Here is a 24429-nt window from a genome sequence, read left to right as displayed (position 1 = left end):
TCCTCAAAATTATCCTCAGTTTAAGAGGCGGATCAATTATGCAAGTAAGTTCTGATTAGCCCATGCGATAGCTTGGACTCTATTCTTAACCGCTAACTTACGGAAAATCTGATAAAGGTGTGACTTTACGGTGAACTCGCTAATAAATAAATCATCGGCTATTTGAGTGTTGGATGACCCCGATTGAAGGCAACGGATCACTTGGTTTTCTCTGATCGTCAAATCTACATTGGTGGGTGTCGTGTTGGTGTTCACCATATTACGGTAATAAAAAAGCAGTTGATTGGTTACTTTTCGTGGTAACCAATTATCACCATTAATGACCTGTTGAAGCCCCTTTGCTATTTTCACTTTTTGTTCGGAGTCATAAAATAGCCCTTTTAATACGCCGAAAGTGAGCAACTCCGAGGTAGGGAGCTGTTGAGGTACATTGAACAAGATGATCTCATTGTTTTTCCACATGACGGGTAAGTTAGGGAAAACAACGATTAACTGTGGCACCTCTTTATAGTCGATGAGTAAGATACGATTACTTTGCTTTCTATCGAAAAGCATCAAGTCGCCCGCTGTCATCTTGTAGAGTGGGATAATTAGGTGCTTTTCTATCTCTTTTACGTGTAGGTGAGTCTCGCTTGGATCTATGCACAGAAAGTGTAAAGTGTGAGCATATCGAGATTTTCTCATTGATAATCCTTGTAAGGGTAGAATTAGATTTCACGTTGTCATGCACGCCATTGCTTCTCTAGCGCCTTGGTTGTGTCTTGCGTTGAATATCAATGATCAAAGTAAATGAGTGGTTTATCAGTGGAGAAAAAAGCAACATCGCTCTGAATATCATGATTTGTTACGTTTTTATTCTTTGTATAAGAGCGAGAATAGGAATGCGATTTATCACTGTAGAAAAGCATGCTATTCTTGTCCGCTAAAATTTTCTGAGACTATGAATTTAGACGGAGCAAATCATGGCTAGCCGTGGAGTTAACAAAGTTATATTAGTGGGTAACCTAGGTAATGACCCTGAAATTCGTTACATGCCGAATGGCGGCGCAGTAGCGAACATTACCATTGCAACGTCAGAGTCATGGCGTGACAAAGCAACTGGCGAACAGCGTGAAAAAACAGAATGGCACCGTGTTGCTCTGTTTGGCAAGCTGGCGGAAGTTGCTGGTGAGTACCTACGTAAAGGTTCTCAAGTTTACATTGAAGGTCAACTTCAGACTCGTAAATGGCAAGATCAAAGCGGTCAAGATCGCTACACAACTGAAGTGGTTGTTCAAGGCTTCAACGGTGTAATGCAAATGCTTGGTGGCCGTGCTCAAGGCGGTGCTCCTGCTCAAGGTGGTATGGGTAACCAACAGCAAGGTGGTTGGGGTCAACCACAGCAACCACAACAGCAGCAACAACAATACAGTGCTCCTGCTCAACAGCAGCCGAAAGCACCTCAACAAGCTCCTCAGCAGGCTCAACCTCAATATAATGAGCCACCGATGGATTTTGATGATGACATCCCATTTTGACACCTGTTTTTAATATATTATAAAGACAGTATTAAATTGGAAAAAGCCGCGTTTATCGCGGCTTTTTGTTACCTACAATTCTTAACGCTTTATTTACAACGTCAATTTATAGTATAAGTAGCAATACGGTATAATGTGAGTTGAAAAGGATTTCGTTATTCATGAGATATACCCCCACACTAAAATTGAGCACTCGCTTAGTGGCATTTGTCACCGTGATAGTTATCAGTGCGATGTTCATTCTTTTTATCGGTGGCGCACTTTCTTTTAAGCGTATTGGGCAGGAATATTTAGACCATTATTTGGTTGGTATTGTCGATGTTGTAGATAAAGAAATGGAAGACCCAGACGCCGCGTATTCGATGCAGCGTTGGATGCCTAAGATGTTACAAGCGAGCAATATTGTTGAGATGAAACTCTCGAACAGGACTGGCATCGTTTATCGCTTTAAAGATACCTCCCCGCAAATCGATCCTAGTCGTCTTTATAAAAGAAGTTTTGTTTTAGAGCGAAATGAAGGCTATCGAATCGAATTTAAAGCACTTCCGCCTTACATTGGTTATAGCTATTCAATGGAGGCTATGTGGTCGATTACTTTAGCCGTTGCTTTGATTATTTTCTGTCTGATTCGTGGTGTCCGATGGCTAAAAGAGCAATTAATGGGATCCGAAATGCTCGAAGAGCGAGGCCGAATGATCCTTGCGGGGCAAGTTGAAGCTCATGCAAAAGGCGATGAGAGAGAATGGCCGTATACTGCAAGCGAAGCCTTAGACGTATTGATAGAAGAGCTGAAAGATGCTCGTCAAGAAAGAAGCCGCTTTGATACCTTTATCCGTACTCATACCTTTCTAGATAAGCTCACAGGTACAGCCAATCGAGTACTCTTTGACAACAAACTTGAATCAACCTTACATGAAAGTGGTGCTCGAGGTGGCGTATTACTAATACGTATCGACGGGTGGGAACAAGTTTGTGATGCTAATGACAAGCAAATCACGGACAGCTTCATCATTGAAGTCGGTGAAGTATTATCGAATATTGTTCAGCGTTATCCTGATGTTATCTTTTCTCGTTATTACGAAGCCGACTTCGCGGTGTTTATTCCTCATCAGGGAGCAAAGGATATTGCGACCTTGGCGGCTCAATGTTTAAGGCAGTTAGATAAGCTAACGCCACCTGAGCCTTTGGAACTTGACAATTGGTGTCATATCGGTGTGACCATGTATACCGAAGGTGAGCGCCATAGCAAGATCATGGATGAAACGGAAACCGCATTAAAGAGTGCTCAGTTGGAACGTATCAATAACTGGAGCCGCTACCCTAAACAGAACAAAAATGAGCTTGATAGAGGCAGCGTTCGCTGGAGAACATTACTTGATAAAGCTCTACTCCCTGAAAATTTAGTAATCTTTGCTCAGCGGTGTTATCTTATTTCGGAGTCTGGTCAAGTTAATGAATTACATAGAGAAATGTTTGTTAGAATTCAAGATCCAGACAAAGGTTTACTGAAATCGTCTCGATTTATGCCTGCGGTAGAGCAAGTGGGCTATCAAGCTCAAATGGATCAGTCGGTTCTGAAAGTACTGTTAACATCACTGAAAGAATCAACAAAACCTAGCAACTATTCGGTGAATTTGAATGTGACCCCGTTTGTCAGTAAACAGCATTTTAAGTGGTTTAGAAGTGAGTTGTTACAGCTTTCGGCTCAACACCGTTCTCAATTGGCCTTTGAGTTCCCTGAAGGGCACTTGATTGCTCATCTTGATTATATGAGACCGGTCGCAAAGATGTTGAAAGGGCTAGGGTGTAAAATTATCGTTGGTCAAGCTGGGCGAACCATTGTTAGCACTCACTACATCAAAGATTTAAAGGTCAATTTTATTAAGCTTCACCGAAGCCTAATAAAGAAAATCGATCAAAGGCATGAGAATCAGCTGTTTGTCCGTAGTTTAATAGGGGCATGTGGCGACTCCCCAACTCAAGTTATTGCCGTAGGGGTCGAGACAAAACAAGAAAAGAATACCTTAATAGAGTTAGGTATTAACGGCTATCAAGGGCGATATTTTGACGAAGAGCAACAAATTATCCCTTTGCCTAATCAAGGTGAGAAGGCAGTGAAAGCTGAATCCGTGGTAAAAGTTGGTCGAAGAAATCGATGGCGTAAGAGTAATAGTTAAGCATGAATTTTAAAGCGATTTTAGACAAGATAAAGCCAGCGAATAACAAAGGCAGCTCTCAGGTTGTTATGTTAGGCAACGATGCCATTTATATTTTATCGGCAGATCAAGAACCTCAAGTAACCAGTACCTCGGTAGTTAATGGGGATTGGGAGAGTGCACTAAAAAAATCGCTTAGCAGTGAGGCATTTACCAGTAATAGTCTGCAGTTGATAGTTTGTGCTAACTACTACCAAACCTACCAAATTGATAAACCGGACATTCCAGAGAATGAGTGGTCGGTTGCACTGCCATTTTTACTGAAAGATCTTGCCTCTGAAAGGGTGACTGAGATTACGGCGAGTGCGGTAGCCTTACCTACTTCGAACAAGCTACAAGTGTATGTTTTGCCTAAAAAGCTTTTAAATAAGCTTGTAAACATTACTCAATCAGCGCAAGTGGAACTTAAAGGCGTTGCCCCTGAAGATGAAATCTGGGGTTATAGCGCAGGTGAGCTTTCTAATTTTATCCTTTTACAACGTAGCTCCAATTCACATTTTAAGCTTGGTGCGTTTGTTGAAAATACGGTTTGTTTCCAAAGAACGATCCGTAGCGTTGTCCCTCCTTTAACCGGTGTAGCATCAAGTGTTCTTCAGTTAGATGGCCTTGCTTTAGAGTTGCAACGCTCAATTGATTATCTTTCTTCTCAAATCAAAGGTACTCAACTTCATCAGTTAAAAATCTGCTGTGATGAGGAAGACGAGACTGAATTACAAAGTGCGTTAAATAACACACTGAGCTCGACAGTTTCGTTGTTGGTGGAAGGTGAACGTGATAATTCAGAGAGTTTGTTGGTTAAACTCGCAGCTGAAAAAGATACTTTTAATGTTAATCTTTACCCTGAACACCTCAAGCCTAAAAAAGAATATTTTACGCTGACAAATGTTGTTGCGATTTGGGGGCTAGTTTGTGTTTTGCTGCTGGGTGGTTACTTTGTAATGCAGTATCAAGTTTCTAATCTAGATAAAGAACTAACAGCTCTGCAACATGACTCGAACCGACTTAACAAGCAAGTTAACCAATTGAATAGTAAGTTAACTCAACACAAACCGTCTCCAGAGAAAGTGGCCGCTGTTGCGCGTCTCAAACGTGAGACTCAGGCCAAAAAAGAGGCATTGAAGGCGGTCGGGCAATACGACGAATCACAACAAGTCGGGTATTCTGGCGTCATGAATTCCTTAGCTAAATTAGGCCGAAATGACATATCGCTTTCGCATATTTATATGACGCACGATACTTTAGACCTCAGTGGCTTAGCTCGTAACGCCAATGTTGTTCCGAATTGGATTGGTCAATTTAAAACAGAGCTTAATTTAGTCGGGCGTGCCTTTGAAAAACTTAAAATAGGTCGCAATGAGCAAGATGTGGTGACGTTTGAATTAAGTACTCGCAGGGAGAGTAAATAATGCAACAGTGGAACCAGCTTAACGATAAGTTTCTTGCATTAAGCCAAAGAGAAAAATGGCTACTTTTCGTGTGTGGTTTTGTTGGGCTATCCATGCTGTTGTTCACCTTGTTGGTTGAACCTGCGTATCTCGACTTACAAGCCAAAAATGCTAAGACGATGAGCCTGACTCAATCAAATCAAAGACTGCAGGGTGAGCTACTCGTTCTGCAAGCTAAGCTCAATAAAAACCCAGATAAAGAAATCAACATCGAGTACAAAAAGCTACTTGTTGAAAGCCAAGACCTTTCACTTCAGCTTTCGCAGATTGTCGATGGGTTGATCACGCCTTCTCAAATGTCGCAGTTACTGGAGAGCGTTCTTAACGCTGGTAGTGGGCTAAAGCTTGAGTCGCTAGAGTCATTAAAACCAGAAGCGATTTCGAACAATAAAGAGACCAGTGAATATTCAGGTTACTTTCTTCATCCTGTGAGAATGGAATTGACGGGCAGCTATTTTGATATTTCTGCTTACCTTCAAGCCCTTGAATCTCTTCCTGTTAGCTATTACTGGCGAACATTTAAATACTCAGTTGAAGAGTACCCTAAAGCTCGACTCGTATTTGAGGTTTACACACTTGGTACTAGACAGGAGTTTATCGGTGGTTAGAACTCTATTGTTGTCCCTACTTTTAAGTAGCTCAGTGGTTTGGGCAGAGCAAGATCCAACGGCACCATTAGGTTGGCTTACTCCTGAACAAAAAAACCGCGCCTGCTAAAAAGGCGCCAACTCGCTATCGCCTACCGTCCCTAGAAAGCATCGTTTGTAAAGGTGATACGCCTTGCTATGCGATTATGAATGGTCAGATTTTAGGTCAAGGAGAAACGATCAGAGGGTACCGAGTGAAAAACATAGATCCAGAATACGTCACTCTGCAGAGAAGCTCTAAGCAGTGGAAATTAGAGATGTTCTCTTTAGATGTTAAGAATAATTAAGGTTTGAGTGAAGACATGCGTAAACTTGTAGTAGCAATTCTAGTGTCATCTTTAGTCGGCTGTTCGATGGGACACAGAGATCCTGTTGAGATTAAAGAGTCTTTGAACGAATCCATTAATGAAGCCAATAGTCGAGCACTTCATGAACTGCCTTCGTCGGTTCAAGATGACCTTATGCCTCAGCTTAATTCTGACTCCATGTCTCCGGGGACGGAAACCGTTAAGCGCTTTCGTATTCAAGCAAAAGGCGTTGAAGCGAGAACCTTCTTTGCCAGCTTAGTGAAAGGTACTGAGTATAGTGCGGCCATTCACCCTGGTGTGTCAGGAAACCTTACGCTTAATCTAACGGACGTGACACTAGACGAAGTACTGGCTGTTGCTCAGGATATGTATGGCTACGATATTGAAAAGCGTGGCAAAGTGATTCAAGTTTATCCTGCTGGTCTTCGCACCGTAACGATTCCTGTCGATTACTTGCAAGTTAAGCGTGCAGGTCGATCATTGACGACTATCACCACAGGAACGATCTCTAATTCAGATAACAGCTCGTCAAGCTCATCAAGTTCAGACTCTAATTCATCCAACTCTTCCAATTCTTCGAACTCGACATCGAACGGTGGTACAGAGATTGAAACGACCTCTGAAAGCGATTTTTGGCCACAACTTGAAGCAGCAGTTGCTCACCTTATTGGTTCTGGTGACGGGCAAAGCGTTGTGGTAACCCCGCAAGCGAGTGTGATTACGGTTCGTGCTTACCCTGACGAAATTCGTGAAGTTCGTGAGTTCTTAGGTATTTCCCAGAAGCGTTTGCAGCGCCAAGTTATCTTGGAAGCCAAAATCATGGAAGTGACCTTGAGTGATGGCTACCAACAAGGTATTAGCTGGTCGAACCTATCTAAATCTATTGGTAGCGGTGGTGTTGTTATTGACCGTCCTACAAGTACTCTACCGCCGTTAGATGCGATCAGTTCTCTACTCGGTGGACAAACTAATGTCACGATCTCTGATGGTAGCTTCGAAGCGGTTTTGAGCTTTATGGATACTCAAGGTGACCTTAACGTTCTATCGAGCCCGCGAGTAACGGCTGCGAACAACCAAAAAGCAGTTATCAAAGTGGGAACCGATGAGTATTACGTAACAGATTTATCAAGCTCAGTCGGTAGTGGTGATAACGCGAATGTGGCTCCTGAAGTTGAGCTCACTCCCTTTTTCTCTGGTATCTCTTTGGATGTAACTCCTCAGATAGATGACAAAGGGGGCGTATTTTTACATGTTCACCCTGCCGTTATTGAGGTCGAGGAAGAAGTGAAAGAGCTCAATTTAGGTTCAACGACAGGTTTGGTGCAACTTCCTTTAGCGAAAAGCTCTATTCGAGAGTCTGACTCAGTGATTCGCGCAAAAGATGGCGATGTGGTTGTGATTGGCGGGTTAATGAAATCAAATACCAGTGATGTGACGTCTAAAGTTCCATTCCTGGGTGATATTCCAGCCTTAGGGCATTTGTTCCGCAATACCAATCAGTTAACGCAAAAAACTGAGCTCGTGATCTTGCTAAAACCCACGATCGTGGGTGTGAATACTTGGCAAACTGAGTTGGAGCGTTCTCGTGATCTTCTTCAAGAGTGGTTCCCTGATGAAGAGTAAATACTTACTTTCTCAATGTAGATTGGCTGTTTCTTACTAAGCTAGGTCGTCATATGTATCAAGCTCACTTTGGTTTTGAACAACTGCCATTTACGTTAACGCCGAATACCGATTTCTTTTATGGTTTGGCGCCTCATTTTGAGGCGATTCAAACGGTCATCTCGGCGTTAGATATGGGAGAGGGCGTAATCAAAGTCACTGGCGAAGTCGGTACGGGAAAAACCATGGTTTGTCGGATGCTGGTTAATCATTTAAAGGATTGTACGGCGTTAATCTACCTGCCAAACCCTGTTTTGTCTGGTGCAGACCTGCGTCAAGCCGTCGCCAAAGAGCTAGGTTTGACTATCGATAATCCAGCAACCTTAGTTGATAACATCCAGCACAAGTTAATTGAATTACACAACTCAGGCTTAAGAGTCGTCGCCATTCTTGATGAGGCTCAAGCGCTATCGGATGAAGCGCTCGAAACATTAAGGTTGTTTGGTAATCTTGAAACGGAAGATAAAAAACTGCTGCAGATTGTCTTATTAGGGCAACCCGAATTGGATGCTCGATTAGAGGCTTACCACCTAAGGCAGTTTCGCCAAAGAATCACATTTAGTTCGACACTAAGACCACTGACTCTCGATGAAACGGTGGCGTATATCGATAATCGAATTACTAAATCTGGTGGTCATCCTGAGTTGTTCAGCTTGAATCAAAAAAAGGCGATCTGTCGTTCGTCGTTAGGTATCCCTAGATTGATAAACCAACTTTGCCACAAGGCTCTATTGCTTTCGTTCAGTGAAGATAAGAAAAGTATCGACAACCAACATCTGTTTTCAGCCATGCATGAAACGTACGATGTATGTAAGCCTAAATTTAAAACGCCAATACTGTGGGGTTGGAATTAATTATGAGCGTCATTAACAACGCCTTGTCTGAATTGGCAAAGAAAAAATCAGCGACTTCGATTGAAGCTGCAGTAGTACCAAAAGTCAAAACACGTTCTCCATTAGTATGGGTTGCTGCGGGCTTTACACTCAGCTTAGCCATGGGCGGTTGGGCGATATCGCAAGGTCCTGCTGTCGGCAATTCAATCTCTACAAGAGACGCGCAAATTGAGGTTTCTGTCATTGATAGTTCGGGCGAAATACAGAGTGTAATTGCGCAGCCTATCTCGTCACCAACCAAGAAATTAGTCACGTTAGACGTACCTGATCGTTCTGTAGAGCATGTCGCTACGGCAAACAATGTAAAAGCTAAGTCAGTCTCGTCTGATTCAACGATTGTAACTCCTCGTAAAGCGGTACTTAACACGACCAGTGCACCTAAAGGGAATAAAATTGAAATTCCCGAGCCCATATACGTGGCTAGTGTGACAAAAAAAGAGCCTGTTTCTATTTCTGGCGAAGTCGCCATTTCTGGAGGTTCAGAAAATAATGGAATGTTGATTGAGCAGGTGGAGCTAACGTCTGATCAACTATCAGCCAATGCACAAGGTCGTGCTCAGAAAGCGCTTGATGCGAACGATCTTACTGGTGCCTTGAAAGGTTATACCGAAGCTCTTCGATATACCCCTAGAAATGAGGACGTTCGCCAGAAACTCGCGATTCTCTATTTTGGGAAAGGTGATACTCGTAAGGCTTACGAACTTTTTCAGTCGGGTATCAAACTTAATATTAATAGTGAAAAGCTGCGTTTAGGCTTATCAACATTGCTTGTCAAAGCGAACCAAGCGGAAGCGGCATTGAGTCCATTAGTCCATTTACCGCCAAACCCAACCAAAGATTATCTAGCCATGCGTGCGGCGTTGAGCCAAAAATCGCAGCAAGAAGAGATTGCATTAGAGAGTTACAAAAACTTGGTCGATATTGATTCTGATAATGCTCGCTGGTGGCTCGGTCTGGCCATTCAACAGGAACGTCAGTTAGATTTTACGGCTGCAAAAGAGTCATACCAAGGCGCTTTAACTCGAGTAGGAATCTCATCTCAATCGCAAAATTTTGTGCGAGATCGGTTAAAAATACTCGATGCCTTAGAGGAGCACGACGATGCAAATTAGACTAAGAAAGCGATTGGGTGATTTGCTTGTTGAAGAAGGCATTATTACTGAGGCTCAAGTAGAACAAGCTCTAGCGGCTCAGAAAAGTACCGGACGTAAACTCGGTGATACACTGATTGAGCTTGGCTTCTTATCAGAGCAACAGATGTTGAGCTTCTTATCGCAGCAGTTAGCGATTCCTCTTATTGATTTAAGCCGAGCCAATGTCGATGTAGAAGCTGTACAGCTTTTACCCGAAGTACATGCTCGTCGCCTTCGCGCATTGGTGATTGGACGCCAAGGTGACACTTTGCGTGTTGCAATGAGTGATCCTGCCGATCTATTTGCACAAGAGTCGTTGCTCGGTCAACTTGGTGATTATGCTCTAGAATTTGTAGTCGCTAGGGAAAGACAACTCGTTGATGGCTTTGATCGCTATTATCGTCGAACCAAAGAAATCGCCTCTTTCGCTGAGCAACTGCATGCCGAGCACCAAGTTAATGATGCCTTTGATTTTGATATAGCAGATGAAGACAGTGACGAAGTTACGGTCGTTAAGCTTATCAACTCGTTATTTGAAGATGCAATCCAAGTCGCTGCTTCTGATATCCATATTGAGCCCGATTCAAACGTATTGCGTCTTCGTCAGCGTATTGATGGTGTGCTGCATGAAACACTGTTGAATGAAGTCAATATTGCGTCTGCTCTGGTTCTGCGTTTGAAGCTGATGGCAAATCTTGATATCTCAGAGAAACGTCTTCCTCAAGACGGCCGCTTCAATATTCGCGTGAAAGGCCAATCTGTCGATATTCGTATGTCGACTATGCCAGTGCAGCACGGTGAGTCTGTGGTGATGCGTCTGCTTAACCAATCAGCCGGTTTACGTAAATTAGAAGCGTCGGGTATACCGAGCGATCTACTGGTTCGTCTTCGTCAACAATTACGCCGTCCACATGGGATGATCTTGGTTACTGGGCCGACAGGTTCAGGTAAAACCACGACCTTGTACGGTGCGTTAAGCGAATTAAACGAACCGGGTAAAAAGATCATTACTGCGGAAGACCCGGTGGAATACCGACTTCCGCGTGTGAACCAAGTTCAGGTTAACCCTAAGATTAATCTCGACTTCTCTACTATATTGAGAACTTTCCTGCGTCAGGATCCCGATATCATTCTTATTGGTGAGATGCGTGACCACGAAACGGTTGAGATTGGATTGAGAGCCGCACTGACGGGTCACTTAGTATTAAGTACGCTGCACACCAATGATGCGGTAGATAGCGCACTGCGTATGATGGATATGGGCGCTCCAGGCTACTTGGTAGCGAGCGCTGTGCGAGCGGTAGTAGCACAGAGATTGGTTCGTAAAGTATGTACTGACTGTAAAGTTGAAGATGAATTGGATGAACCTCGCAAGCAATGGTTGAGCGTCCGTTTCCCCAACCAAGTGGGTGTGCCATTTATGAAAGGTCGTGGTTGCCAGAACTGTAACTTAACCGGCTATCGTGGTCGTATTGGTGTCTTTGAAATGTTAGAGCTAGAACAAAACATGATGGATGCCCTTAGAGCGAATGATGCGGTCGGTTTTGCTCAAGCAGCTAGACAGTCTGAAAATTACAAACCGTTATTGGCTTCTGCGATGGAACTGGCTCTGCAAGGTGTCGTGAGTCTCGATGAGATAATGTACCTTGGTGAAGGGGATGCTTCCGGTGCCACTGACCCAATTTATCTGTAGGGGTAGAGTGATATGCCAACGTATCGTTATGTAGGTCGCAGTTCGGATGGTAGCCAGGTTACCGGTCAATTAGATGCGAATAACGAAGATCTAGCCGCTGAAAGCTTGATGAGCAAGGGGATCATTCCAACCTCAATTAAGTTGGGGAGAAGTGGCGATTCAGTATTAGATATGGATATATCTAGCCTGTTTTCACCCAATGTTCCTCTTGAGGTCTTGGTTCTGTTCTGTCGACAATTATACAGTCTAACCAAAGCGGGCGTGCCGCTTCTGAGGTCGATGAAAGGTCTGACTCAAAATTGTGAAAACAAACAGTTGAAAGCAGCTTTAGAAGAAGTGGTTGCTGAGCTAACCAATGGCCGTGGGTTAGCGGCATCGATGCAAATGCATCCTAAGGTATTTAGCTCGCTGTTTGTATCGATGATCAGTGTTGGTGAAAATACGGGTCGTTTAGACCAAGCGCTGCTGCAGTTAGCTGGATACTATGAACAAGAAGTGGAGACTCGCAAGCGAATCAAGACAGCGATGCGTTACCCAACATTCGTGATCTGCTTCATTTTGATTGCGATGTTCATTCTTAACATTAAGGTTATCCCACAGTTTTCTAGCATGTTCGCACGGTTTGGTGTCGATCTTCCACTCCCCACTCGTATCTTGATTGGTATGTCAGAGTTCTTTGTGAATTATTGGGGCTTGATGCTAGGCGTGATCTTTGGCCTTATTTTTGCGTTTAAAGCTTGGGTTAAAACAGATAACGGCTTAGAAACGTGGGATCGGTGGCGCCTAAAAATACCTGTCATTGGTGGCGTTGTTAACCGAGCTTTACTGTCTCGTTTCTCACGTACTTTCGCATTGATGCTCAAAGCGGGTGTGCCATTGAATCAATCGTTAGCGCTATCGGCTGAAGCTCTGGATAACCGCTTTTTAGAGTTACGGGTTCAAGCTATGAAATCGGCAATTGAAGCGGGTAGTACGGTTTCTTCAACCGCGATTAACAGCGAAATCTTCACACCGCTCGTGATACAAATGATTTCAGTCGGTGAAGAAACGGGTCGTATTGATGAACTATTGCTCGAGGTGTCAGATTATTATGATCGAGAAGTTGATTACGATTTGAAAACCTTAACCGCTAGAATAGAGCCTATTTTGTTGGTCGTTGTCGCTGGTATGGTCTTAGTATTGGCTTTAGGTATTTTCCTGCCGATGTGGGGAATGCTGGATGCAATCAAAGGCTAATGAATGCTAAATAACCTACAACGCTCACGTTTTGTTATTTGGAGTGTGGTTATCCTTTTTCTAATTGTAGGGCTGCTATTTGCATTGGATACGGTAGAAGAAGAAGCGAGTAACACGGCATTGATCGTCGCGAGTAAGCGGATTCTTGAGCAGGCTAATTTGTTTAAACAAGAGTATTTGTTAACGGGCCCGGAACAAACTAATGACTCAGAACAGTTAATGCGCTATAGCAGAACGGGATGGATAAAGCCGATTAAAGGTTCGGAACGGGATTGTCGCTATTGGTTAGAGCAATTGTATCCCCCACAGAGCATTTTAGGGCTGACTTTTCCCAGTATTGAAGATAAAAGTGATAACATACAGTTTCATTGTAGTTATCATTATAGCGATAAGTATCAAATAGATATATTGCTCGAAAAAGAAAGATTTAGTGTAAAAGCCAATATTTTGGCTTTGTGAGAATATTGACACTGTTTTTATGGTTTTATACGTGTGCAAATGTATAATGCGCGTTAGTAATTAGATGAGTAGGTAGAAAATGCTTAAAAATCAAAAGGGTTTCTCCCTTGTCGAATTAGTCATCGTAATTGTTGTCGTTGGTTTATTGGCAGTGGCGGCTTTACCCCGCTTCTTAGATGTGACCGATGAGGCTAAAAAATCCAGTATTGAAGGTGTCGCTGGTGGTTTTGCAACCGCAGTATTATCAGCAAGAGCACAGTGGGAAGCCGAAGCAAGACCATCTGAGAAGATTGGTGTTGAAACATACAATACTGTAAATTATGATGGTGTTGATTTTTGGTTAACAAGATCAAAGAACAGCAAGAGTGAAGATACCGACTTTCGAGATGGTTACCCATGGACTGTGAATAGTGACTCTTCAGTCGCACCAGGAGATATTTCTTCAGAAACCTGTGCTGAATTGATGCAGAATTTACTGCAAAACCCACCGAATGTGGCAGCAGTCGATGATGTTGATGACGACTCAAATTATAAATATTCAGCGGAAGCGAATTCAGGTGAGGCAACGTGTACTTACATTCAGTTAGAAGGTAATACCGAGCACCAATTCGTTTACGAAATTAAAACTGGTCGTGTGACCGTAACTTTGCAGTAAGTCTGCGTAAAATTAAACATAGAGAGAGCTTAACTATGAAAAGACAAGGCGGTTTCACCCTAATCGAACTAGTGGTTGTAATTGTTATTCTAGGTATTCTTGCTGTAACTGCGGCGCCACGTTTCCTAAACCTGCAAGATGATGCAAAAAATGCAACTCTTGAGGGGCTAGCTGGTGCGATTCAAGGCGCTTCCGGTATCGTTTACGGCAAGTCAGCAATTGACGGTAAAGAATCTTTGTCTTCAGCGTTAGTTACAATTGACGGCAATGACGTTGCCACTGTTTTTGGTTACCCAGCAGGTACGTCAGCTGCAATTGGTGCTATTGTTCAAGGTGTTGGCAAAGATGAAGATTTTGAATATCTTGGTCAATCTGGTAATGACGACGCGCTGTTTGGTATTGTTGGTTACGTTGATAGTTGTGTTGTATACGAAGAAGCGACCTCTGTTGCTGAAGCAACAGCGAATGCAGTTGTGAGTGCTGCTGTTTGTACTACCCCATAAGCTTAAATACTTAGCTTTAAGGCCAGCACCTGCTGGCCTTTTTTCTATCCAAAACATACAAATATCAAAACTATTCATATACATAAGAGCGAAAGCTTCATTATCTTGTATAATCAGTATTCGTTAGGCAGTTAGAGGCTCATTATGGATAACAGCCCCACACCCAACGGCTTTACTTTGGTAGAGCTGATCATCGTTATCATTATCCTCGGTATTGTTTCCACTTTTGCCGCGAGTCGCTTCGCTGGAACCTCTAGTTTTTCTACTTTTACAGCGCAAAAGCAAATTATCTCTGTGGTTCGTCAGGTTCAAGTGAATAGAATTCAAACCAATATCCCCAACTTATACAATTATTGTAACGATACGAGTTACCTTGATCTTCAAAAACTTTGTCTGCGCAGCCGTATAACTATCAGTGCTAGTTGTATTGGTAGCTCAAGCGGTTGCAGTGCTAGTGACTCTAGCTCCCGGAGCGATTCAGTTGTAGCTGATCAAGTCTCGTTTAGTGCTACACCTTCAGTGTCACAAATTACGTTTGATCTTCTCGGTAACCCGCTTGATACCGCCAGTAGTGGTGTGAGCATTCTGATTACCTCAGGGCAAAACCAAGCCAGTGTGTGTATTAACTCTCAAGGTTATGTGCGTGAAGGGGCGTGTCTATGATTCGCGCACGTGGTTTTACTCTTATAGAGAGCATTATTGTGATTATCGTACTGGGTATTGCGATGGTCACAATTAGCAGTTTTTTAGCACCTCAAGTGGCAAGTTCGGCCGACCCACAATATCAAAACCGCTCCGTAGCCTTAGGTCAGAGTTTGATGAATCAAATTTTAGCTCGCGGCTTTGATGAACACAGTGATTTTGATGGTGGTTTGATTCGCTGTGGCGATACGGGAGCTGCGACTTGTTCAGCTCCCAATGAATTGGGAGTGGATGGGTCAGAGACTGCGCCCGCTGCTTTTAATGATGTCGATGACTATATTGGTTGTTGGTATACCGATACCACTGAGTCAGCTTGTGTATCATCGACGAAGTATCCGCTTGCTAATATCCTAGATGAAAATATCGAAGACAGTTATGCCAATTTCCGTGTCGAGGTCTTGGTGTTTTATGATCAAAACATGGATGGACTAAACGACAATGTAATTGGAACGATGAAGCGCGTTGAGTTACAGATCTTTGGTGGTAACAACCGTTATAGCTTAGTTGCTTACAAGGGGAACTACTAATGAAACAACGTGGTTTTACTTTGATAGAGATGATCGTAACCATTGTTGTGGTTGCCGTCATTGGTCTCGCAATTGCCGGTTTTGTCGAATATGGCATGAGAGGCTATGTTGAAACTATCGATCGTCAAAAAGTACAAGTAAAAGGTCAATTTGTTGTTGAGAAAATGTCGCGAGAGATAAGCCATGCAGTGCCCAATAGCTTTACTGAAGATCTGAGTTTTTTACCTACTACTACTTTTGAGAGAAAGTGCCTCTCATTCTATCCGATCAAATATTCCGGTTTTTATCACTTCGATGAACTAGACAATCAATTGGACTTCATTGTTGGTCAAGGTGAACCAAGTCTCTCTGTAGGTGACTACATTATTATAAATCCAAGTAGTTTTAATGATTTGGCAGTGGAGTCCAATAAACGAATTGACGTTTCGGGTGCAGTACAGAATACCAACTCTTTCAGTGTTACAGCTTTGAGTCTTGTGAGTGAGTCTATTGCAAAACGACATTATATTTATGAAAAAAACAATCATGTCAGCTTCTGTATAGTGAACAATACTATCGAAGGACAAGGTGTCATTGAGCGTAATGGCGTAAGGATTGCAGATAGCGTTAACTACGCTAAAAGTCGTTTTCGATACGAAGAGCCAAGCTTACAAAGAGGTGGTGTAATTCACATCGATCTTGTGCTCGAGCAAAACAGTGAAGTAAGTGTTTACCAACAAGATGTGCAGGTACTCAATGCGCCATAGAAAATCGTCTCAACAAGGTAGTGTTTTAGTCGTCGCAGTATTTGTTATTGTGGTGATGGGTTTCCTTGCGACTTCTTTAGTGCAAGTTCAGTGGTCAAATCACGATACCTTGACGCGTAAACAGCTTGGTACACAAGCCTGGTTGCTCGCGCATTCTGCTAATGAGTGGGCACTTACTAAAGTGTACCCTTTGACTGTATCACCCGCGGTTTCAACAAGTGTTAGTGCAGCGTGTGGTAACTTAAATTCAAATCAAGTGAGCAGTGGGATGTCGACTATCTGTACTGTAGGCGAATTAACTTGTAGCCAAATTGGAACTTTAGATCGCGTTGGCTTTTTCAAAATTGAATCAACAGCTATTTGTGGTTCAGGTATCAACCAAGTGCAGCGTATTCAAGAAGTTTGGGTGAAGGAAGTAGAGCTATGATAAAGAAATTTATGGTTAAACAATTTCAGTTTTTTTTGTTATTAACTACTTTACTTACTTCTTCGTTATCTTATGGCGCAACTTACAACTTAGAGCTTGAATCTGACTTTAAACAGTTATGTAAATATAATGAAGGAGGACAAGCACCGATATCTATAAATGGTTCTGAGTGGGCTAGAGAGTATCGATGTCACGGGATTTTTTCTTCACGCAATAACACTATTAATCTTTATGATAATAGTGTCGTTAAAGCTGACCAGACTTTTAATATAACAAATACAGAATTTAAACCGGTTGTTTCTTCTTCTGGTAATGAGGGGACAACTACTTTATCTGGTGCTGGTGGGGGGGAATCTTCGCTCTCGGAAGTCACTCTTCCTGGAAGCATCCTTGGTGCTGGAACTCTATCGTTATCAAACTCTTCTATTCATGGGAATGTCGATGTGAGTTACGGCATTACGATCATCGCTACCAGTATAGGAAGTGATGTTTCTGGAGGAGGGGCATTCGACTTGAGTAATGGTTCTAGTATTGGTGGTGACGTTCAGATCGTGGATGGTGCGACGGTCGAGAACTCATCAGTTACTGGTGATATAAAAGCTCAATCTCTAGCGTTGACAGATGCGTCAGTAGGAGGAAACACTAATGTTGAATTTGCGTTATTTGCAGATAACTCTTCTATAACGGGATATGCAGAAGCTCAATCAATAAATTTGACTAACGACTCAAGTATTGGAGGCTATGCAAAAGCAGCATCTACTAACTCGATAATAATAGATGATTCTTCGATTGGTGGTGATGCTTCTGCACAAAAAATAACCGCAACTAATGCGTTTATTGGCGGTAATGCTGATACTGTTTACGAACTTGATTTAATCAATAGTACCGTTCAGGGAAATGTCACGTCGATCAACTCTAATATTGATTTATCAGGCAATACAGTCATTATGGGAGATGCCACAGCGTCAAGTCCAGATAATGGCTGGGCAATCATTAACTTCAATGATAACAGCATAGTTCATGGCACTTGCCTACACCGCACCTATCCTGTTGATGCTTGCGATTCTACTGAGCCTCCAATCAACCAAAATCCACAATTTGAATTTGGGACCTTAACCAAAGACAGCTGTCGCATTATCGAACCTGGTACTAACGATGATGCAGATAGACAAAGAGTGTCTTGCACATTGGAATTCGACAAAACTTACACTACGGTTCCTTTGGTGTTTGTTATGCCTACCATTGATGCCAGTCTATCAGTTTTGAGCGCGAGAACGACAGAGTTACCCTCAACAGCTTCTGTTATTGGAACAAGTTTGACCTCTGCAACTGTAGTACAAGAGATTGCACCGAGCGTTAAACGTAATACCAGTAATACAACATACCTTGATGCCCCAATGTTGAGTGATGAAGATTTAAATTCACTTAATATCGATTATTTCGTTATTCAAGAAGGGGTGATTTCTCTTGGGAACGGAAAAGGACGAATTGTCGCGGGCTTAGTGGAAACAAATACTGCAGCTTCACAAATTAGTAGTGAAAGAAATAATGCTGACCTTATTAAATTTGAAGATTTTGGTCTAAGTACTTTCTCAAATATTCCAGGTGTGCTTGTTCAACCGCAAACCAAAAATAATAGCTCAGCTTGGTTTACGGGTATGGCAAGAGGTGTGAATACCGAACGCTTTTATTTAGCCCTTGAAAAATCTGAAGTCATCAACAATAACGATATTAGTGAACCAGAGAAAGTCGCTTTTGTTGCTGGTGAAGGTTCAGGCATTACTCAAGGTGCTCGCTTCTTTTTAGGAAATGGAGAGACTCGAGTCACTACCACGCTTAATGAAAAAGTCATTTCCCCAATAGAAATTGGTTGTGAGGAATCAACCAGTATTTCCGAAGCTAATTTTGATGCTCCACCAATTCTAATTGCAAATAAAAACTCAAGAAGTGGTAATAACGGTGGTTGGGTTCGTCGTTGTCATGTTACTGAAGATGAAGTTTATTTTATTGTTGAAGAAGACATGGATAAGGACAGCGAACGCTCACATATAGCAGAGGATGTTGGTTTTTTTATGTTTGATCGACCAAACGAACTTGGTATTTGTGATGGTTTTAATAACAAAAGTCCAGTCCAAACTTGGATACGAACCGATGGAACTATCGGAGCATTCGAAGCTTATAATTCATCTCGCGTTATTGGTTCTTTTAAAGATGGAAACCGGAGGTATCTCGGCTTTGATGATGACTGGATGACTGATGGTACAAATTGGTCAACCGGTGGTGCTTGTGATGGTTTAGAGTGTGGCGGCTTAGAAGACTTGATGGTACCTAAAGAACTGCTAGAGGATATGCCTGATAACCTAACTGTTTCTGTCAATGTTAATGCGGGGGATACGCTAACCTTACCTTTGACTGACAGCGACGGCCAACCAATTTACGAATACCAAACCTTGAATGTTGGTGGAATAGTAACGATAGAAGCAGGTAAGTATAAAATAGGGTCCATCAATGTCTGGGAAGATGGTGAGGTACAAGTCAAGAGCGGTGACTCCGTTACGATTTTCACCAATAAACTCCAGCTTAATAACCGAGCGTTTTTTGGTGTACCTATTGATAGCAGGGTCGTTGATAAACCAACTCTAGAGGCCGATACTTATTTGCGTGTCAATGTATTGGAATCGAATTCCAATAGTGTGAATATCAATAGCAATAGCAATAGCAATAGCAATAGTTCAACGAAGCCAAGCACATTTGTCGGCTTATTGTATAGTGAACAACCTGTAAGAATTAGTAATGACGCCAGAATTTATGGCGGGGTTGCTGCTGAGAGTGTTCATATGTCAGGTCAATCACTTATTTCTGCTGCAACATCTTGTATGTTACCAAGCGATGATTACGAGATAGAGATATCTCCCGCGACCGACTTAGCTTTGATGTGTGGCGACGATTCCCCTCAATTTACTATTAATACCTCTAACAATGGTGTGGGGGAAAGCCTAGGTGTTACCGTAGCTATTACGCCTGACGCTGATGAATTCGACATTTCTGTACAACAAGGTTCCGGCACCGGTGTATACCCTAATTATGTTTCAAATGACGATGGTGAATTAACTTTAAAAGTTGTCGCTAAAGAGACTGACACCATCAATTTTGACTCAGATTACACACTCACGGCAATATTAGTGGATGACACTGGTAAAGAGGTAGAAAGCCAGTTCAAGTTCGTACCATTTAAATTCTCTTTAGTGGATGGCAATAGTCCAACAAATCGCCTTAACGTTATTGCGGGGCAAGCTACTCCTACGGTAACTAAAGTTTTAGCCTGTGACCTAGGTGACTCTATTGTAGTTGCTGAAAACTATGTAGGAGAAGCCGAGAAGCAAGTAACCATTACTCATGAGCTGGATAATTCTTGGAATGGCTCTGATGGAACGTTAACTTACTTACCTGAATTCAAAAAAGGCAGCGCTGCAACTGACTTAACTATCTCTGAGTCAGGGCTTTTCAACGTCACTTTAAAAGATAGCAGTTTTGATTGTACTGGTTTCGCTGGTTGTCCTGATGATGGGAGTTACGATTTAGAAGGGAGCTTTTCTATTTATTCTCGCCCGTGGCAATTTGCGATCTGTACGGGTAATAACTCTGATGGTAACAGCAGTAGTGGGGCAGCATTTGTTGCAGCGGGGGAAGAGTTTGACGTGTTTGCTAAACCAATTAGGTTCACGAATGACGCTAATCAGCTATGTAACAATAACTTGGTAACACAAAACTATTTGATTTCTTCAGGTGCAGTAGGTGCGAATCATACATTAGATACACCTAGTAATGGTGATGCAGTGTTAGGTAGTTTAGAACCGAGTAGTCAACTGACTCAATCTAGTTCTGATATTGTTTCTTCTGATAATGGTTATAAATTCAAAAGCTTAAAGTATTCAGAGGTTGGTAGTGTCAACTTTAAAGTGACTGAAAACTCAAACAGTTTTTACGGCAAGATTCTCGGTGGATTGTCTGGTAACAAGAATATAGGGCGCTTTTACCCGGATTACTTAACACTTATTAGCAACAGATGGAACTATTCTAGCGGTCACGATAACTTTGCTTATATGGCACAGGGTATTTCTTTCAATTTTATCGTTGAAGCTCGCAATCGAGATAACGAACCAGTGACTAACTATGGTCTATTTGCGGGTTCATTAAAGGCATCGATTAAGCACGTAGCAATAGAGGAAGATGGTACAGTTTTAAATACAAGGGTTTGGTTATCAGGAGGAAAGGATGCGGACCACATTAGTTGGGGTGAAGATGATTGGTCTTCGGCTCGTTTAACAATTGAAAATTTTGATTATGAATTCTTAAGGTTAGCTAGTGAAGATGGCCCGTACGATAATACTAATAGTGAGTTTGGGGTATGGGTCAGTGATAAAGTTGATGGTGTAGATTTGCAATTTCTAGACTTAGACAATACTAATACAGATTATACCAATGGTACTAAGTTTAGCTTTCAACCGGATTTTAGGTATGGACGAATGTCTCTCAAAGATGTAGGAGGCAATCAAGGTCGTAAGATCCAAGTTCCATTAGAAGTTCAGTATTGGTCCGGAAGTAAATTTGAAATTAATTCTGATGATAGTGGAAGCCAGTTTAACGGTAGTGATTACTGTGTAACTAAAATTTGGGATGATACAGAGCCAACAGATGCCAAGCTAACTAGCGATATAGATGATGATGGAAATGATGATACAGTGTCAGTATTGAATGGGATATCGAGTAACCTTATTGCTAAGCAAGAAACTAGTCGTCGTGAGCAAGTTAGGCTGTTTTTAAGGCAGGGTAGCTCCCCAAGTGGAGCTACTTGTTTTGGAAGTGAGGGGGCTCAACCCTGGCTACAGTATAACTGGAGAGGTTTAGGCGATGAAGATCCCTCAACTGTCGTCACATTTGGCATCTACCGCGGTAACGATCGTGTGATCTACCGAGGGGAAAGTGGCTTAACAGGTCAGTAATAATATAATTTTTGCCGCTTAAGTTAGGAATCTGTAAGAAATTGCGGGTTTCAGTCCATGTTTATACTTCAATGCCTTGCCGTGACAGCAAGGCATTGGTACATTTAGTGCAATTTTTGTCTTCTAATTCTTGCAGGATGAGCGAAGAATATGTTTAAAAAACTTCGTGGCATGTTTTCAAACGACCTATCGATTGATTTAGGTACTGCCAATACCCTTATATATGTAAAAGGCCAAGGCATTGTTCTTGATGAGCCTTCTGTTGTCGCTATTCGCCAAGATCGTACAGGGTCTGCAAAGAGTGTCGCTGCTGTTGGTCATGCTGCTAAGCAAATGCTTGGTCGTACGCCAGGTAACATTTCAGCGATCCGTCCAATGAAAGACGGCGTAATTGCCGACTTTTACGTAACGGAAAAAATGCTTCAGCACTTTATTAAGCAAGTGCATGACAACAGTGTTCTTAAACCAAGCCCTCGTGTCTTGGTTTGCGTTCCTTGTGGTTCAACACAGGTTGAGCGTCGTGCCATCCGTGAGTCAGCGCTAGGCGCTGGTGCTCGTGAGGTTTACCTAATCGATGAGCCAATGGCTGCGGCGATTGGTGCTGGCCTGCGCGTTTCTGAGCCAACAGGTTCAATGGTGGTTGATATCGGTGGTGGTACTACTGAAGTTGCGGTTATCTCATTAAATGGTGTGGTTTACTCTTCTTCTGTTCGTATTGGTGGTGACCGTTTTGATGAAGCTATCATCAACTACGTTCGTCGTAACTACGGTAGCTTGATTGGTGAAGCAACGGCAGAAAAGATCAAACACGAAATCGGCTCAGCTTACCCTGGCGATGAAGTACAAGAGATCGAAGTACGTGGCCGTAACTTAGCGGAAGGCGTGCCTCGTAGCTTTAGCCTGAACTCAAACGAAATTCTTGAGGCGCTTCAAGAGCCGCTATCAGGTATCGTATCTGCTGTCATGGTTGCACTAGAACAATGTCCGCCAGAGCTTGCTTCTGATATATCAGAGAACGGTATGGTGCTGACTGGTGGTGGTGCACTGCTTAAAGACCTTGATCGTCTGCTAACGGAAGAAACAGGTATCCCTGTTGTTGTTGCAGAAGAGCCACTAACGTGTGTTGCTCTCGGTGGTGGTAAAGCCCTAGAGATGATCGACATGCACGGCGGTGACCTGTTCAGCGAAGAATAATATCTAGTGTTAGGCTCTTTTATTATCTAGTTGTATGTAAAGAGCCTAGGACCTTGCCTATAGGATCAAATGTAGCTCTAGGACCAAATATAGAATGAAGCCAATTTTTGGTAGAGGTCCCTCTCTACAATTGCGCCTGTTTTTTGCTGTAATTTTATCAGCCAGCCTTATGCTGGCTGATAGTCGTTTAGATGCTTTCTCAAATGTCCGCTATCTATTGAACAGCATGGTTGCCCCAATTCAATACGCAGCCAACTTACCTCGCACTATGTTCGATGGTGTCTACGACCGTTTTAGTACTCGTAAAGGACTAATCGAATCCAACCATAATATTAAACGAGAAGTCTTGCGTCTAAAAAGCGAGCTGATTCTGCTTGAGCAATACCAAGAAGAAAACAAGCGCCTTCGTAAGCTATTAGGATCTCCGTTTATCCGTGATGAAAAGAAAGTCGTCACAGAAGTTATGGCGGTAGATACTTCACCCTATCGTCATCAAGTTGTGATCGATAAAGGTCAGATTGATGGGGTGTATGAAGGTCAACCGGTGATCAACGAAAAAGGCATTGTCGGCCAAGTGACTTTTGTCGCTGCTCACAATAGCCGTGTCCTGTTACTGATTGACGCAAACAATGCGATTCCTGTTCAAGTCATTCGTAATGATATTCGAGTGATCGCTTCCGGTAATGGCATGATTGATGAGATTCAACTAGAACACATTCCAACCAGTACTGATATTCAAGAAGAAGACTTGTTGGTGACATCGGGTTTAGGCGGGGTTTATCCTGAAGGCTACCCTGTGGCTTATGTTTCTTCAGTCGATTATGACCCGAAACGTGAATTTGCGGTTATTAAAGCAGAGCCTGTGGTTGAGTTTGATAAGCTCAGGTACTTATTGCTTGTTTGGCCTGATGAAAACAAACAGATGCAAGCGGATCAAATCAGCATTAAACAAGTATTGTTAGAGGGTGAAGATGGCCAATAGCGTTTTAAGAAGCAAAGTAGTAATTGGTTGCTCATTTTTGATCGCGCTTATTCTGCAAACCATTCCTTGGCCTGGTAGCTTAGATCTATTTCGACCGTCATGGTTGTTACTGGTGACGTGTTATTGGGTTCTTGCTCTGCCACACCGTGTTAACGTGGGTAGTGCTTTGATTTTGGGCCTATTGTGGGACCTATTGATTGGTTCAACATTGGGTATTCGTGGAATGATGATGGCAATAGTGATGTACATTATTGCGCTTAACTTTCTCGTGATACGTAACATGGCGCTATGGCAACAAGCCATGATTATTGCGGCGTTGACGGTATTGTTTGAAGTGTTGATCTTCTTTGGTGAATATTTGATCCAAGATGTCGTTTTCAATCCATTATCGTTATGGAGCGCATTGATAAACTGTATACTTTGGCCTTGGATGTTTTTATTAATGAGACGTGTGCGTCGCCATTGGCATGTGAGGTAGTAT

The 24429-nt window shown here is 42.6% G+C and carries 21 protein-coding genes and 1 pseudogene; 21 read left to right on the top strand and 1 reads right to left on the bottom strand.

Annotation, left to right across the window (positions count from 1 at the left end):
• Window positions 1-36 precede the first annotated feature (36 nt).
• Entirely contained in the window at window positions 37-684 is a 648-nt protein-coding gene (locus OCW38_RS13075) for a LuxR C-terminal-related transcriptional regulator (protein ID WP_261894368.1), read from the bottom strand.
• A 278-nt stretch (window positions 685-962) separates the two neighbouring features.
• On the opposite strand from OCW38_RS13075, the gene OCW38_RS13070 reads away from it, so the two are divergent.
• The 21 genes and pseudogenes from OCW38_RS13070 (at window position 963) to mreD (ending at window position 24426) form a co-directional block, all read left to right on the top strand.
• Window positions 963-1517: a single-stranded DNA-binding protein gene (locus OCW38_RS13070; RefSeq protein WP_010434324.1), complete on the top strand. Its 555-nt coding sequence runs from the start codon at window positions 963-965 to the stop codon at window positions 1515-1517.
• Between the two features lie 161 nt (window positions 1518-1678).
• Complete coding sequence (gene csrD, locus OCW38_RS13065) at window positions 1679-3694, top strand: RNase E specificity factor CsrD (RefSeq protein ID WP_261894366.1); 2016 nt, start codon at window positions 1679-1681, stop codon at window positions 3692-3694.
• A gap of 2 nt (window positions 3695-3696) precedes the next feature.
• On the top strand, window positions 3697-5139 hold the full coding sequence (locus OCW38_RS13060; protein WP_261894364.1) for an MSHA biogenesis protein MshI: 1443 nt from the start codon (window positions 3697-3699) through the stop codon (window positions 5137-5139).
• Window positions 5139-5786 carry a type 4a pilus biogenesis protein PilO gene (pilO, locus tag OCW38_RS13055; protein WP_261894362.1) on the top strand — a complete coding sequence of 216 codons (648 nt, stop codon included), beginning with the start codon at window positions 5139-5141 and terminating at the stop codon, window positions 5784-5786. The genes OCW38_RS13060 and pilO overlap by 1 nt, the downstream gene beginning before the upstream one ends.
• A pseudogene (locus OCW38_RS13050) lies at window positions 5779-6112 on the top strand (MSHA biogenesis protein MshK). Before pilO ends, OCW38_RS13050 begins: the two are co-directional and overlap by 8 nt.
• 15 nt (window positions 6113-6127) lie before the next feature.
• Window positions 6128-7756, top strand: coding sequence for a pilus (MSHA type) biogenesis protein MshL (mshL, locus tag OCW38_RS13045; RefSeq protein ID WP_261894360.1), 1629 nt, complete (start codon window positions 6128-6130; stop codon window positions 7754-7756).
• A 53-nt stretch (window positions 7757-7809) separates the two neighbouring features.
• Window positions 7810-8649 (top strand): ExeA family protein, encoded by an 840-nt coding sequence (locus OCW38_RS13040; protein ID WP_261894358.1) that lies wholly within the window; start codon window positions 7810-7812, stop codon window positions 8647-8649.
• 2 nt (window positions 8650-8651) lie between these two features.
• Complete coding sequence (locus OCW38_RS13035) at window positions 8652-9800, top strand: tetratricopeptide repeat protein (RefSeq protein ID WP_261894356.1); 1149 nt, start codon at window positions 8652-8654, stop codon at window positions 9798-9800.
• Window positions 9790-11514, top strand: a complete 1725-nt coding sequence (locus OCW38_RS13030; RefSeq protein WP_261894354.1) for a GspE/PulE family protein — start codon at window positions 9790-9792, stop codon at window positions 11512-11514. The genes OCW38_RS13035 and OCW38_RS13030 overlap by 11 nt, the downstream gene beginning before the upstream one ends.
• A gap of 12 nt (window positions 11515-11526) precedes the next feature.
• Window positions 11527-12750 (top strand): type II secretion system F family protein, encoded by a 1224-nt coding sequence (locus OCW38_RS13025; RefSeq protein WP_010434347.1) that lies wholly within the window; start codon window positions 11527-11529, stop codon window positions 12748-12750.
• A 3-nt stretch (window positions 12751-12753) separates the two neighbouring features.
• Window positions 12754-13209, top strand: coding sequence for an MSHA biogenesis protein MshF (locus OCW38_RS13020; protein WP_261894352.1), 456 nt, complete (start codon window positions 12754-12756; stop codon window positions 13207-13209).
• Window positions 13210-13288: 79 nt separating this feature from the next.
• Window positions 13289-13864, top strand: coding sequence for a prepilin-type N-terminal cleavage/methylation domain-containing protein (locus OCW38_RS13015; RefSeq protein ID WP_010434354.1), 576 nt, complete (start codon window positions 13289-13291; stop codon window positions 13862-13864).
• 35 nt (window positions 13865-13899) lie between these two features.
• Window positions 13900-14367: a type II secretion system protein gene (locus OCW38_RS13010; RefSeq protein WP_261894349.1), complete on the top strand. Its 468-nt coding sequence runs from the start codon at window positions 13900-13902 to the stop codon at window positions 14365-14367.
• Between the two features lie 144 nt (window positions 14368-14511).
• Window positions 14512-15030: a prepilin-type N-terminal cleavage/methylation domain-containing protein gene (locus OCW38_RS13005; protein ID WP_261894347.1), complete on the top strand. Its 519-nt coding sequence runs from the start codon at window positions 14512-14514 to the stop codon at window positions 15028-15030.
• A complete protein-coding gene (locus OCW38_RS13000; protein WP_261894345.1) occupies window positions 15027-15596 on the top strand; it encodes a type IV pilus modification PilV family protein in 570 nt (189 codons plus the stop codon). The genes OCW38_RS13005 and OCW38_RS13000 overlap by 4 nt, the downstream gene beginning before the upstream one ends.
• Complete coding sequence (locus tag OCW38_RS12995) at window positions 15596-16342, top strand: prepilin-type N-terminal cleavage/methylation domain-containing protein (protein ID WP_261894343.1); 747 nt, start codon at window positions 15596-15598, stop codon at window positions 16340-16342. Before OCW38_RS13000 ends, OCW38_RS12995 begins: the two co-directional genes overlap by 1 nt.
• Window positions 16332-16769 (top strand): MSHA biogenesis protein MshP, encoded by a 438-nt coding sequence (locus OCW38_RS12990; protein WP_261894341.1) that lies wholly within the window; start codon window positions 16332-16334, stop codon window positions 16767-16769. The genes OCW38_RS12995 and OCW38_RS12990 overlap by 11 nt, the downstream gene beginning before the upstream one ends.
• Complete coding sequence (locus OCW38_RS12985; protein ID WP_261894339.1) at window positions 16766-21772, top strand: DUF6701 domain-containing protein; 5007 nt, start codon at window positions 16766-16768, stop codon at window positions 21770-21772. The genes OCW38_RS12990 and OCW38_RS12985 overlap by 4 nt, the downstream gene beginning before the upstream one ends.
• A 150-nt stretch (window positions 21773-21922) precedes the next feature.
• Entirely contained in the window at window positions 21923-22966 is a 1044-nt protein-coding gene (locus tag OCW38_RS12980) for a rod shape-determining protein (protein WP_010434366.1), read from the top strand.
• 94 nt (window positions 22967-23060) lie between these two features.
• Window positions 23061-23948, top strand: a complete 888-nt coding sequence (gene mreC, locus OCW38_RS12975; protein WP_261894336.1) for a rod shape-determining protein MreC — start codon at window positions 23061-23063, stop codon at window positions 23946-23948.
• Window positions 23938-24426, top strand: a complete 489-nt coding sequence (gene mreD / locus OCW38_RS12970) for a rod shape-determining protein MreD (protein ID WP_010434372.1) — start codon at window positions 23938-23940, stop codon at window positions 24424-24426. Before mreC ends, mreD begins: the two co-directional genes overlap by 11 nt.
• Window positions 24427-24429 lie beyond the last annotated feature (3 nt).

It is taken from the genome of Vibrio cyclitrophicus, from assembly GCF_024347435.1.
Classification (GTDB): domain Bacteria; phylum Pseudomonadota; class Gammaproteobacteria; order Enterobacterales; family Vibrionaceae; genus Vibrio; species Vibrio cyclitrophicus.
The sequence above is the reverse complement of the archived record's forward strand: the minus strand, read 5'-3'. Positions and strand labels throughout refer to the sequence as shown.

Excerpts from the sequence above, each read along its gene's own strand:
- OCW38_RS13075 (WP_261894368.1), bottom strand. The coding sequence starts at position 684 with ATGAGAAAATCTCGATATGCTCACACTTTACACTTTCTGTGCATAGAT.
- OCW38_RS13070 (WP_010434324.1), top strand. The coding sequence starts at position 963 with ATGGCTAGCCGTGGAGTTAACAAAGTTATATTAGTGGGTAACCTAGGT.
- csrD (WP_261894366.1), top strand. The coding sequence starts at position 1,679 with ATGAGATATACCCCCACACTAAAATTGAGCACTCGCTTAGTGGCATTT.
- OCW38_RS13060 (WP_261894364.1), top strand. The coding sequence starts at position 3,697 with ATGAATTTTAAAGCGATTTTAGACAAGATAAAGCCAGCGAATAACAAA.
- pilO (WP_261894362.1), top strand. The coding sequence starts at position 5,139 with ATGCAACAGTGGAACCAGCTTAACGATAAGTTTCTTGCATTAAGCCAA.
- mshL (WP_261894360.1), top strand. The coding sequence starts at position 6,128 with ATGCGTAAACTTGTAGTAGCAATTCTAGTGTCATCTTTAGTCGGCTGT.
- OCW38_RS13040 (WP_261894358.1), top strand. The coding sequence starts at position 7,810 with ATGTATCAAGCTCACTTTGGTTTTGAACAACTGCCATTTACGTTAACG.
- OCW38_RS13035 (WP_261894356.1), top strand. The coding sequence starts at position 8,652 with ATGAGCGTCATTAACAACGCCTTGTCTGAATTGGCAAAGAAAAAATCA.
- OCW38_RS13030 (WP_261894354.1), top strand. The coding sequence starts at position 9,790 with ATGCAAATTAGACTAAGAAAGCGATTGGGTGATTTGCTTGTTGAAGAA.
- OCW38_RS13025 (WP_010434347.1), top strand. The coding sequence starts at position 11,527 with ATGCCAACGTATCGTTATGTAGGTCGCAGTTCGGATGGTAGCCAGGTT.
- OCW38_RS13020 (WP_261894352.1), top strand. The coding sequence starts at position 12,754 with ATGCTAAATAACCTACAACGCTCACGTTTTGTTATTTGGAGTGTGGTT.
- OCW38_RS13015 (WP_010434354.1), top strand. The coding sequence starts at position 13,289 with ATGCTTAAAAATCAAAAGGGTTTCTCCCTTGTCGAATTAGTCATCGTA.
- OCW38_RS13010 (WP_261894349.1), top strand. The coding sequence starts at position 13,900 with ATGAAAAGACAAGGCGGTTTCACCCTAATCGAACTAGTGGTTGTAATT.
- OCW38_RS13005 (WP_261894347.1), top strand. The coding sequence starts at position 14,512 with ATGGATAACAGCCCCACACCCAACGGCTTTACTTTGGTAGAGCTGATC.
- OCW38_RS13000 (WP_261894345.1), top strand. The coding sequence starts at position 15,027 with ATGATTCGCGCACGTGGTTTTACTCTTATAGAGAGCATTATTGTGATT.
- OCW38_RS12995 (WP_261894343.1), top strand. The coding sequence starts at position 15,596 with ATGAAACAACGTGGTTTTACTTTGATAGAGATGATCGTAACCATTGTT.
- OCW38_RS12990 (WP_261894341.1), top strand. The coding sequence starts at position 16,332 with ATGCGCCATAGAAAATCGTCTCAACAAGGTAGTGTTTTAGTCGTCGCA.
- OCW38_RS12985 (WP_261894339.1), top strand. The coding sequence starts at position 16,766 with ATGATAAAGAAATTTATGGTTAAACAATTTCAGTTTTTTTTGTTATTA.
- OCW38_RS12980 (WP_010434366.1), top strand. The coding sequence starts at position 21,923 with ATGTTTAAAAAACTTCGTGGCATGTTTTCAAACGACCTATCGATTGAT.
- mreC (WP_261894336.1), top strand. The coding sequence starts at position 23,061 with ATGAAGCCAATTTTTGGTAGAGGTCCCTCTCTACAATTGCGCCTGTTT.
- mreD (WP_010434372.1), top strand. The coding sequence starts at position 23,938 with ATGGCCAATAGCGTTTTAAGAAGCAAAGTAGTAATTGGTTGCTCATTT.